The sequence below is a fragment of the Rhodococcus sp. no. 34 genome, assembly GCF_054589475.1.
On the sequence record NZ_BAAILK010000041.1, the window covers coordinates 454,758 to 466,802 of the forward strand.

General features: G+C 61.8%; 9 protein-coding genes. 5 read left to right on the forward strand and 4 right to left on the reverse strand.

All coding sequences use genetic code 11. The features are described from left to right. Positions 1-303 precede the first annotated feature (303 nt). Both ACYP01_RS19505 and ACYP01_RS19510 read left to right on the forward strand, forming a co-directional pair. Entirely contained in the window at positions 304-3,408 is a 3,105-nt protein-coding gene (locus ACYP01_RS19505) for a multicopper oxidase family protein (RefSeq protein ID WP_256520716.1), read from the forward strand. Between the two features lie 117 nt (positions 3,409-3,525). Continuing rightward, positions 3,526-4,764, forward strand: coding sequence for an HNH endonuclease signature motif containing protein (locus ACYP01_RS19510; RefSeq protein ID WP_459681845.1), 1,239 nt, complete (start codon positions 3,526-3,528; stop codon positions 4,762-4,764). Between the two features lie 88 nt (positions 4,765-4,852). Here ACYP01_RS19510 and ACYP01_RS19515 read toward each other — a convergent pair whose 3' ends face one another. The 3 genes from ACYP01_RS19515 to ACYP01_RS19525 are packed head-to-tail and all read right to left on the reverse strand — an operon-like array spanning position 4,853 to position 7,942. Then, a complete protein-coding gene (locus ACYP01_RS19515) occupies positions 4,853-5,872 on the reverse strand; it encodes a DUF2804 domain-containing protein (RefSeq protein WP_029254792.1) in 1,020 nt (339 codons plus the stop codon). A 2-nt stretch (positions 5,873-5,874) separates the two neighbouring features. Continuing rightward, the gene (locus ACYP01_RS19520) at positions 5,875-6,627 is read right to left on the reverse strand and encodes an isocitrate lyase/PEP mutase family protein (protein WP_021343347.1); all 753 of its coding nucleotides are present in this window, start codon (positions 6,625-6,627) and stop codon (positions 5,875-5,877) included. Positions 6,628-6,673: 46 nt separating this feature from the next. Continuing rightward, complete coding sequence (locus tag ACYP01_RS19525; RefSeq protein ID WP_003945041.1) at positions 6,674-7,942, reverse strand: cytochrome P450; 1,269 nt, start codon at positions 7,940-7,942, stop codon at positions 6,674-6,676. Between the two features lie 128 nt (positions 7,943-8,070). On the opposite strand from ACYP01_RS19525, the gene ACYP01_RS19530 reads away from it, so the two are divergent. The 3 genes from ACYP01_RS19530 to ACYP01_RS19540 all read left to right on the forward strand — a co-directional run bounded on the left by ACYP01_RS19530 (position 8,071) and on the right by ACYP01_RS19540 (position 11,590). Next, positions 8,071-8,706, forward strand: a complete 636-nt coding sequence (locus tag ACYP01_RS19530; protein ID WP_003945046.1) for a TetR/AcrR family transcriptional regulator — start codon at positions 8,071-8,073, stop codon at positions 8,704-8,706. Positions 8,707-8,715: 9 nt separating this feature from the next. After that, positions 8,716-10,143 (forward strand): hypothetical protein, encoded by a 1,428-nt coding sequence (locus ACYP01_RS19535; protein WP_459681850.1) that lies wholly within the window; start codon positions 8,716-8,718, stop codon positions 10,141-10,143. Between the two features lie 67 nt (positions 10,144-10,210). After that, a complete protein-coding gene (locus ACYP01_RS19540; protein WP_459681852.1) occupies positions 10,211-11,590 on the forward strand; it encodes a hypothetical protein in 1,380 nt (459 codons plus the stop codon). Here ACYP01_RS19540 and ACYP01_RS19545 read toward each other — a convergent pair. Beyond that, on the reverse strand, positions 11,547-11,972 hold the full coding sequence (locus ACYP01_RS19545; protein ID WP_007730102.1) for an NUDIX hydrolase: 426 nt from the start codon (positions 11,970-11,972) through the stop codon (positions 11,547-11,549). The two genes, ACYP01_RS19540 and ACYP01_RS19545, sit on opposite strands and share 44 nt — an antisense overlap. Positions 11,973-12,045: the final 73 nt, after the last annotated feature.

Consider the following 12,045-nt stretch of genomic DNA (forward strand, 5'->3'; position numbering starts at 1 on the left):
CTGATGTGTGGATTGGCGACGTGTGGTCGGAAGTGGACTTCTGTGGTGTGTTCATGTGTTTCAACGTAGTTGCGGGTCCCGTGGCTGTGCTTCTCGATTTCTGATCGGTTTGCTGAGACTGCTTGCAAGGTGAAGCGCTCGAGCGGGCACTAGGTGGGCAATTTGTCGTGAATGTACTGTTCAGCCGATGTTTTCTCGATAGGCTGATGAGCGCTGATCGGACGTATCTCACGCCACCATGGAACGGGGAAACCAGTGATCGCACTGCGAGGAAAGTCGTTAGCCGCAGCAGTAGTGGTGTCCATGACGATGGCGTTGGCCGCGTGTACGTCCGCTGAATCGGCGCCCGAGGTGGGCGCGAACTACGGCTCGGACGGAACCGCCGTCGACTACCGGGAGCCGGTGAAACTGAGTAGCCGAGATGGTGTTCTCGAGGTGCGCTTGTCCGCTCATCAGGGAGTGATTCCGCTCGATACCGCTTCGGCGCCCGTGTCGAATTTTCTGCTCTTCGGGTACGAGGTCATCCGCGGTACGGCGTCGGACGGATCGACCTCGGCGAGTGACGTCTATCCGGCGCCGACTCTCCGCGTCAATCCCGGAGAGCGATTGATCATTCATTACGACAACGATTTGCAGGATCTCACGATCCAGGACTTCTACGATCCGGCATTCACACCTGCGGGCGGGGGCGTGCCGATCTATCCGCCGGCGCTGACGTCGGCTCCGCTGAATCTGCACACGCACGGAGTGCACGTGAGTCCGGACGGCAATGCGGACAACGTGTTGCTCAACATTCCAGCCGGCCAGGGAAACGTGTACGACTACGCGATTCCGGGGACGATGCCGAACGGTCTGTACTGGTATCACAGTCACCGGCACACCCTCACCGCCCAGCAGACGTACATGGGCCTGGCCGGGCTACTGGAAATCGGCCGGCCGGACGGCAATCTGCCTGTCGTGACGGCAAACGACGTTCCGATTCGCGATATGGCACTGCAGTACAACTTCGTATTCGACCGCAAAGGAAAGGGCCGACAGCTCAACGACGCGAACTGGCCCCAATTCGTCAGTACGTTGACGCCACCCGCCGGTACGGAACTAGCCGACGGGACGTACCGTCCGAGCCTTGCTCCGGTGAATTTCTCGGACACCACCGAGGGCGCGCAGTATTTCACCAACTGGTACACCGGACCGTTGTCCCCGGCCAATCATCGTGGACAGAATCAATTCGTTCCAGGCAATCTGCAGAGCTTCGTGGGTGAATCGACGACTGTACCGGCCGATCCTTCACTGCCGGACAACCAACGCGATGTGCAGTACACCGTGAACGGTCAGTTCCAGCCGTCGCTGAAACTGAAGCCGGGGCAGACCGAGATCTGGGTGCTTGCCAACATCAGCGACTTTGCCTACATGCCGGTCACGTTGACGGAAACCGCAACCGGCGCCCATCCGAAGTTCGCCATCGTAGGGCAGGACGGAAACCCGTTCGACGAGGTCAGGCCACCCGTGGACGGGGACGGAACCAGGCTGGTGATTCCGCCGGCCTCGCGATACGCAATCGCAGTGACGATGCCGGAGTCCGGCGATCTGGTGCTGGAGATGCCACCGCTCGAAGGTGCGAAGCCGGTGAGCAATCCAGGCATTCTCTACACCAACAACGGTACCGACAATCCGCCCGCCGAACTCGGAACCGTCACCGTCGACCCGTCGGTGATCAGTTACGCGGACGGATTCTTCACGTTCCCGACTCAGCAGTTGATCCGTGCGACGCCAGACGAGGGTGAAGGAAAGACGACTCCCTTCGAGTTCGGACAGAAGCTCGATACCTACACCTCGTTCGTGGATACCGCAGCGATGACGCCCGACGTGACCCGCAATCTCACAGTGTCCGGTGGGTTCGGAAACGAGAAGGCCAGCAACAGCGATCCGAAGGCCTTCACCTACGAATTCGCCGACAACACGTTCCCCAACATTCCGCTGATTCAACCGCGACTGAATTCCGTTGAGGAATGGAAGATCACGAACCTCAACAACGACGAACACCCGATGCATATTCACGTCAACGACTTCCAGGTAACGGAAGTTGTGGATCCCGTCGCAGGTACCACGACGGGCGTTCAGCCCTGGGGAATCGACAACGTGAACGTGCCGGCGCCGGTGACGGACGAGAACGAGAATGCGCTGGAACCAGCATCGGTGACGTTGCGGACGAAGTTCACCGAGTACACCGGAACCTTTGTGATTCACTGCCACCGACTCAATCACGAGGACAACGGTTTGATGGCGACTGTCAACGTGATTCCCGAGGTATCGACATATGCCGTCGCGATACCTGGTTCGGCCGGCGTGCCCGCCAAGGTGCAGATATTCGATGCCAACGGCGACAAACTGATCACTGCTGTGACGCCCTTCCCGTCGTTCGAAGGCACCCCGAGTGTTGCGATGGCGGACGTGAACGGAGACATGGTGCTTGATCTGGTCGCTGGAACAGGTGCAGGCTCGGCTCCGGAAGTGGTGGCGTACAACGCAGTCGGCGGCGTGCCGTTCACCGACGAGTTGGCAAGATTCGCCCCCTTCGATGTGGGTTTTCGTGGCGGAGTGAACGTCGGCGGTGTCGACATCGACGGAAATGCACTGGCAGACAACATCATCGTTGCATCAGGCCCGGGGATGGAGTCGCAGGTCAAGATCTACTCCACCGACCTTCCGGCGGACAAAAGTTCCGCACCCGCAGAATTCGGTTCGTTCTCGCCGTACCCGGGATCGAGTAGCGGAGTCACGTTCGCAACCGGAATGGTTGACAGTCACTCCGGTCGAGCGAGCATCGTGACAGCACCCGGCGCGGGCGAGGAGCCGTTGATCAAGACGTTCCGCTACGACCTGTACGAACCGACGGCGGCTGCGCAGGGCGACTCCGATGAACACGCAGGTCATACGGCTGGTCCGGCAACGACATCACAGTTCTTGGCATTCGATCAGGGCTACCGCGACGGGGTGTCTCTGTCGACGGGTTGGGTGGCGGGCGCCGAGGGCGGCGCAAAGTCGATAGTGGCAGGCATGCTCGGAGGAGAAGGATCAATCCGCGTCTTTTCGAGTGGATCCAGGCTCGACGGTGCACCCGAGATGTACCTCGAGAGTCCAGATCACCATTCGACGGACGTGGCGTTTCGGGAGGTTGCAGCTTTCGACCCGTTCACCGGTCCAGGTTCGGGTGTCGGAGTGGCCACGACGAGCACGACCACCGGCGCGGACCTCCTCGTAAGTGGCAGCAACGGAACGGGTGCCGAAGTTCGGAAACTTACGCTGGGTCGCGCCGATCCGTCTGCGACCACATTGACACCGACGCTTGTGGGAACGCTCCCTCCGTATCCTGTCGGCGGGGGAGTTCTGCCGCTCGGTGGCCGATGATCCGGTTTTGAGAGTTACTGAAAGTAGTTTCATATCAACGGGTCTCGAGCCTTCCTGTTCTCGAAGTTGTCCGGTTTGTCTCTGGTTATCGAAAGTGTGTTCGATTAGACTTTCGGTATGGACAGTCGGGATGCGTGGCAGCTGGATGGTGAGGGCCTCAAGGGTGAGGTTCTGGATCTGGTGCGTGTCCGGCACGAGTTGCAGTCGCGGTTGGTGTTGTTGATCGTGGAGATGTTTTCCCGGGACGTTCTCGGTGGGAAGGGTTTTCGGGCGATCGCGCTGTGGTTGCATGGTTCGACGAATTTGGAGATCGGTGAGTGCAGTCTGTTGGTCGGGTTGGCGCGGTTGTTGATGCTCGAACCTGTTGTCGCGGACGCGTTTCATCGTGGTGAGGTGGATGCGTTGAAGGCGCGGCAGGTGGCGTCGTTTTGTCAGCATCCGCCGAAGAACATGACCGTGGCGGATGTGGACAAGGCTCGCGGGATTTTGTTGTCGTTGGCGTCGAAGAATATTGCGGATTGTGATGCGGTGCGGGCGGCGATTCGGCGGATCGAGAAGCAGTACGGCAAGCGTGAGGACGGGGTTCCGGTGGGTGAGGATTCGGAGCGTAACGAGTTCTACGCGTCGAAAGGTTTGTACGGGCGGGTCACTGTGAAGGGTGATTTGGATGCGGTGAACGGGGCCCGGTTGATCACGTTGTTGTCGAGCCTGTCTGCGCCGACGCCGGAGAAGGACGGCGTCAAGGACACCCGCACGCCGGCGCTACGGCGGGCGGACGGGTTCTGCGAATTGTTGCGTCGTTACGAGCGAGCGGGGTTGGGTCCGATCGAAGGCGGAGTGAAACCACACATCACGGTCACCGCGTCGGCAAAAGACATGACCGACCTTAAAGTTCTGAAAGACCTCCTGCCGTCCACCGAGGAACTGGGTTTCGCGTGGACGGATTGGGTGGGCCCGATCAGTATCGACACCGCACGGATGTTGGCGTGCGACTGCACCGTCACCCGGATCTTGTTGGACGAGAATGGTGTTCCGCTCGACTGCGGTAAGGAAGCGAGAACGGCGACGGTTCCGCAGCGGCGGGCTCTTGCGGTTCGGGATGGTGGGTGTGCGTTTCCGGGGTGCGGAACGCCGTCGGGGTGGTGCGATGCTCATCATATTGTTCACTGGAACGATGGTGGCCCAACAGATCTCGACAATCTGATCTTGTTGTGCGGTCATCATCATCGGACGATGCACCACACCGAATGGCGGGTGGAGATCGGGCCGGATCGGAAAACAGTGTTCTATCCACCGATGTCGATCGATCCGTATCAGCAGCCGATCGGCGGGAACAGCCCACCGACAGCCGCCTGAAGTGAAACAACTCGAGACGCGAGCACCGGGGCACGATCATGCCCCGGTGCTCATGCTGCGTTCCGTCATCTTCGCGGAGACGTACGGCCTACCAGCGGTTCCGAACCTCCTCGGCAAATCCGAGGAGATCTCGAACCACCACGGAGGTACCGTCGTCGAGGATCACTGTGCCGGAGAACTTTCCGAACACCTGATGCTGAATCGAACGCAGCACCCCGACGTCGAAAGTCGCGGCACGGTCGATGATCGGCTCGAAAGTCATCTCGAAGCGACCATCGTTGCTCGAGAAGTTCCACGGAGCGCCGTCGTACGTTCCCTGCGGGATGCCGAAGTCGATCCTGTCCAGTTTGTGGGCCCGCCCTCCGACAAACACGATGTTCTCGCTGGCCGCCGTAGTGTCACCGAAGCCGTAACCGATGTTGAATCCGAACCGCTCGCCGTTCACCAGTCCGGATGCAGAACCCCAGTACCAGGTGTTGTCGTAAGTCCAGACTCCCCTGCCCCAATCGAGAACGCCGAACGAGTCTTCCGAGCGAAATGTGAAGTCGTCGCTCCCGATTCGCACGGTCCCGGCAGCGGGCAGGCAGTTGATCTTCTGGTTGTAGTAAAACGAACGGGACGCCTTCGGAAACGGTGTGGCGATCACCATCCGGTCATCGGCAGGACTCGCCAGGAACAAATCGGCATGAAGGCCTCGCCCACCGTCGAAAGCCGGGTAATCGACGATCAGGTGGCGCCCACCGTCCACATGGCGAAACTCGAAGCGAGCTTTACCTTTCGACACCACCACATCACCGTCGTCGGCGCTTTCGGGCAGACCGAGCCTTCCCATCGGGAACGGCAGCATCACGTTTTCGGTGATCTCGTGTGGTGTTCGGAAATCGAGCCAGGAGACTCCGAGCAAGCCCATGTACCCGTTGTCGGCGACGGTCAACGCGATGCCGTAATCCGCAGTAAGAACGCAGTAGTAGTCCCACTCCTTGATCCGGAACTTGGGAGCGGTGATCGCAGAGCGTCGATACTTGCGAATCTCCGATGGGGCCCAACCCGTCTCGACCAAATGTCCGCGATCGTCGAGAAGCGGGCCGGGCGACATCAGTGTCTGCATTCTTACTTCCAGCGTCCCAAGATCTCGTTCGCACGGTTGGCCAATGCCATCTGGAAGAACGGACCGAAGCTCACACGTGCCACTCCGAGCGGCCCGAAACTTGCCGGATCGTCCTGGTCCGGGATTCCGATCGCATTGATCGGAAGTGGAAGTTCGGACGTCAGGCGGCGCTGGGTCGCGTCGTCATGCCGCCCGACGGGGTAAAGAACGTCGGCGCCGGCGTCGGCCGCCAGCTTGAGGCGTGCGATGGCGCGATCGACGCGATCGGACTCGTCACCGACCTGCTTCACGAACAGGTCGGTGCGCGCGTTGACGACAACGTGAACTCCGGCTGCGTCGGCGGCCTGACGAAGCCCACCGACGAAGTCGGCGTGCTCCTGCGCCTCACGCAAGCGTCCGCCTTCACTGTGAACGGTGTCCTCGATGTTGAGTCCGACAGCGCCGGCATCGATCAACCCGTCGATGAGAACTGCCGGCTCGAGCCCGTAACCACCCTCGACGTCCACCGAGATCGGGGCGTCGACCGCACCGGTGATCTGCTTGATCCGGTGCAGAAGTTCGTCGAAGGTGATGCCCTCGTTGTCCGGCTTGCCGATGGAATCGGAAACCGGGTGGCTGCCCACCGTCAGGGCTGCAAAACCTGCAGCCACCGCAAGATTCGCCGACCACGCGTCCCACACCGTCGGGAGAATGACCGGGTTACCTGGCTGGTGCAACGCCAGTAGAGCTGTTGCCTTGTCGTTGATCGAAGTCATGCGGTGGCTCCTCGAGATCGTGGGGTGTACCTCTCACCTACCGACTCTAGTGAGCGACCGGGCAGCCTGTGCTCTTGTAATCGACCTGGAACTCCTTGATGCCGTTGATCCAACCCGAGCGCAGACGGCGCGGATCACCGATCTTGGTGATGTCCGGGACGTTGTCGGCAATCGCGTTGAACATCAAGTCGATCTCCATACGAGCGAGGTTGGCTCCGATGCAGAAGTGCGCGCCCGTTCCGCCGAAGCCCAAGTGCGGATTGGGGTTACGAGTGATGTCGAACGTCATCGGGTTCTCGAAGACGTCCTCGTCGAAGTTCGCGGAGCTGTACAGCATCACCACGCGCTGCCCCTTCTTGATCGACACTCCTGCCAATTCCGTGTCCTCGAGCGCGGTGCGCTGGAAGGCGGTGACGGGTGTCGCCCAACGGACGATCTCGTCGGCCGTCGTCTTGGGACGTTCCTTCTTGTACAGCTCCCACTGCTCGGGGTTGTCCAGGAACGCGATCATTCCGTGCGTGATGGCGTTGCGGGTGGTCTCGTTCCCTGCGACCGCCAGGATGAGCACGAAGAACCCGAACTCCTCCGGGCTCAAGGAGTCGCCGTCGATGTCGGCCTGGACCAGAGTGGTGACGATGTCGTCTGCCGGGCAGGTACGACGTGCGTCTGCCATTTGGTACGCGTATCCGAGGACCTCGGTGGACGCGACTGCCGGATCACCCTGGTATTCCGGGTCGTCGTAGCCCATCATCTCGTTGGACCACTTGAACAGCTTGTCCCGATCGTCCTGCGGTACACCGATCAGATCCGCGATCGCTTGGAGCGGCAGCTCGCTGGCAACCTGCTTCACGAAGTCACCCGGGCCTTCGCTCACAGCGGTGTCGACGATGCTCCGTGCACGACGGTCCAATTCGTCGCGCATGCCGTTGATCGCGCGAGGCGTGAACAGCTTCGAAATCAGCTTGCGGAGCTTGGTGTGCTCCGGTGCATCCTTGTTGAGCAGAAGATGCCGGAGCATCTCGACGGCCTCACGTGGCATGTCGTCGGCGAAACGCGCGATCGCGGTGTTCTCCCAGCTCGAGAACACATCGCTGCGCTGGCTGACCTCTTTGACGTCAGCGTGACGCGAGACCACCCAGTAGCCCTCGTCCTGGAATCCACCGACCGTCGGCGGCTGCTCACACCACCACACGGGTGCGTTGCGACGCAGTTCGGCGAATTCCTCGAAAGGGATCCGCTCCCCGAGGACAGCAGGATCGGTGACGTCGAATCCGGCCGGCAGGTCAGGCGTGCGTGTTGTGTCCGAGATGGTCATGGCGTCCTCTGATCGGTCGAATGTGCGCTACACCACAGAGTAGCTTTCACTAACGGACTGTCAAGTGAAAGACGGAGAGTCTCGTGCAACTGACCCGTGAGAGCCCCCGCGGCACTAGGATCCTGGTAATGACAGATACCTCCGGCAGACTGACGCTGCGAGAGAAGCAGAAGCAGCGAACCCGCGCAGACCTCGTGGATGCCGCCGGCGCGCTCTTCACCGAACGCGGATACGCGGCTGTCACCGTCGAGGACATCGCCGGCCGGGTCGGTTGCAGCCGAGCCACCTTCTACCTGCACTTTCCCGGAAAGATCGACATCCTCAAGGCGCTCGGCTCGAACACCGTCGTATCCAGCACCCTCGCCATATTCCAGGATCTCGACCACGTACTCGATTCCGGTTCGCGCGAAGAATTCGCCGGCTGGATCAACCGCGCTCTCGACTGGTGCCGCGATCACCACCACATGATGCGGGCGTGGGACGAGGCCATGGTCCTCGAACCCGAGTTCCGCACACTGGCCCGCGAAGGCATCTCCGCACTGCCCAACGCGATGCCGTCGTACCTGGCACGCTGGCCGCAGAATCGACACGACGAGGCGAAACTCCGGGTCGAGCTCCTGCTGACACAGGTCGAGCGCTTCTTCATTCGCTGGGCGGAACAGGGCGCGATCACCGCGGGTGCGGACGTCGCAGCAGACGTTCTCACCGACATCTGGTTTCCGGCACTCACGCCGCCCACGACCGATGTCGCGGCGCCGCGATAGGTTGGCCCGATGCCACTCGATCTTCGAGCGATCCTCACCACCGTCGCTGCGCTCCTGTCCGGGATACTCGCTGCGCTGGCCCTGACCAATCCGGTTCTCCGTGACTGGGCCATCGTGGCCTCTCCGTCGGAAGTAGATCGCTGGATCAGCAGTGGACCCACCGCTGTCGGGCTCGGCGCCGTGGTTGCCGTGCTTGCATGCGCCCTCTCACAGCGTCGCGGCTCCCGTCGGGCAGCCTGGATCGCGATCACCGTCGGGGTCGCCGTCATCGCGATCATTCGGGCAGTCGTGCCCGAGGTTGCGTCACTGGACCTGCTGATCGCCGTGATCATCGTCAAAAGTGTTGCAGCCGGTGCGATTCTGGGTTGTGTGGTTGCCGTCAGTTGGGATCGCACCGCCACGAAGAACGCCACCCTCCTCGGCGTGCTTGCCGCCTTCCTCGCGGTTCGCACGTTCGCCGGCGGGACGGGCCGGATGAGTACGTCTTCGGTAGGTGAGCCGTCGTGGTGGCTGATCGGCACCACGGCCGCAGCAGCAATCGCCTGTGCAGTGACCGCGCAATCCGGCTTCCGGATCCGCAAGCCCGACGCGGGCGAAATCCGCATCGCGCTCGTGGTGATCGCCGCGCTGGCGATCGGGCATCGAGTGCTCGGCGCCGTGATCGATCGCCAGCAGTACGCGTCCGAGGCAACTGCCTGGATCGTCATGGTCTTGGCAGCGGGCGCTGCGCTCGCGTTGACATGGATCGCCGCCTACCGTCTCGGCGACACCTCCGGTGCTGGTGGCAAGTTCCTCTGGGCCGCAACCGCTCTGGCCGCTGCGTCGGCTCCGCTGTTCGTCGACATCGCGAAGGGTTCCGGCCACTGGGGAGACCTGAAGTCCCCCTGGGTACTGGTGCTTTTCGCAGCCCTGCCGGTCGCCGTCGGATTGCGACTGCACAAGCAGGTGCCAAACCTCGTTCCCATCGCCGTTCTCGTTGCGGTACCGCTGTCAGAACTACTGCCCTTCGACTCCGCGCACGGTGTCTGGTCAATCGCACTGAAGATCGCCTCGCTGGGTCTCGCCGCCGGATTGCTGTTCGGTGCCCTGGCTCCCGGCAGCCTGGTCGACGCCACACTCGGACTCGCCATTCCCTTTGCCGCAATGACCTTCTCGTCGATCGCCATTCTCACCGATCAGCTCACCGCGCCGCCAGAGTTGACAGCGGCAGACATTCAGCGATTGATGGAACTTCCCATCCCGGCGCACGTCAGCGCCAACGGAGGACTATTCGGACGCGGAATAGGCATCACCATCGACTACGTCACCCCTCAGACCGTCGGCGCTGCAATCCTCTTCGCCTTGATCATCGGCTTCTGCGGTGCAGCGATCCTCCGACGATCCCATCCACCCGTCGACACCACGGAATCTCGGATCGAACCGGAGCCAGTCGACTGACACACCGTCACCGGACTGAGACCTGCTATTGCGGTGCAACTGGTACCGGATTGACTATTTTGGAGCAGTGCCCATCGCCCGCAGGACGCTGCTCGTCGCGCTGAGTGGTGTGACGGCATTCGTCGTCACCGTCGTCGCCTTGGCACCGTTCGTGAACAGCCAGTCGACGTCGATTTCGACGGGCGACCGATTCTGGTCCATCTCGACCATCGGCGCCGGCGTCTTGGCTGTCGTCGCGGTCGGGACAGCCGCGATGATGGCCCGCTGCCGGTTGCGGACCGCGGCCATGACGGTCTTCGGTGGACTCCTACTCGAACTGCCCGGGCTCTACGATCACAACTTCGAGGCACTCTCACCCGTCGGTGCGGGAGTCGCTGTCGGCGCGGTCACGGTTGCTGCCGCTCCCCGGGTCCGAGCCGCTTCCGTCGCGGGAACGATTGTTGCCGTGCATGTCTCGGATTCACTCCTCGACGAAGACGCTATACCTCGGCGGTACGCGGACTACATCGCCGACAACACCAACCAGTTTCAACCACCAGTGTTGGGGGCAACACTGCTCGCGCTCGCTTTGGCCGCCGCCTGCGTCGCCGCGTTCTGGTTCCACGACTTCGACAAGGACCACCCCAAGGAACGGATGGCCGTTCGACCGGTGACTATCGCGGCGGTGCTCACTCTCTTCGGGGTCGCTGCGAATTGGTGGTTCGAGATCACCACCGTCACGGCGGCGGTGCCTCTACTACTCGTCGCGCTGGTGATCACGGTGATCTGCGCGCGGGTGCTGGGCGACGGCAGTCGAATCCTGCTGATGTGTACCGCTGCCGTCGCAACTCTGGCGGCGGTCTCGGCGAACCGTCCCGCAACCGAAGCCATGGAATGGTCGAAAACCCCCGCCTCCACCGCCGTCGTGATCGGACTCGTCATCGTCGCCGCGGCAGCGATCGGCGCGATCGCTCCCTCGCGAGTCGTCGGCTACGGATTGCTCCTGACGGTCACGGTCGCCGGGATCGTCAGCTACGCCACGTCGCCGTCGCCGAAGATCGGTGACGTTCTCACGATCAGCGATCTTCTTGTCGCCTTCACCGCTGCGGTCGTCACATACGCGATCGCCAGCGCGATGTACCGAGAGCCACCGCGGACCGGAGCGTCGCGAGCACTCGTCGGACTCGGTGTCATCTTCGGCCCGACGGCGCTGGCCCTGCTCGTCTATCCACAGTTCGACTACGGATGGACGGCGTACACGCCGCTGGACGATAACAAGCCCTTCAACGGCATCACGACGGTCGGCCCGTTCGAAATCTCGACCGACATTCTGATACTCGACGCCGTGGCGTTGATCATCGTGGCCGTCTGCGCCTACGTGAGTCTCCGATTGGGGCGGATCAATCGATCCGTTCCTCCGCCGATCAGTCGATCAGATCCATCGACGCCAGGCGATGGAACACTTTGAGTGATCCGGGCGCCACCTCGTCCATCGCTGCGTACTCGGCGAGCGTGAAGTAGCGGAACTCGGCGATCTCGCTGGTCGGGTGCGGGTCTCCGGCCATCTCCGCCAGATAGCAACTCATGTGCAGGCCCGTGTCCGCGGAATGTCCGAAAGCGTGAGCCTCGAAGACGTCGAGGAACGTGACCGTCCCGTCGACCAGATCGACGTCGAGTTCCTCCCGAATTTCGCGGTGCAACGCCTGCTCGGGCGTCTCACCCGGGTCGATCTTTCCGCCGGCCATGTAGAACGCGGTCTTGCCTACGGAGCGGGTCTGGATCAGCTTGCGGTCACGAATGTGTGCAAGGGCAGCGGTACGGATGATCGTGGTGGGTGTCGACGAATTCACGTCGTCCAACCTACGTGTATCAGCGAGTGCCGATGATGTCCGAATCGACTCGCTGCACATCGAAACTGCCACG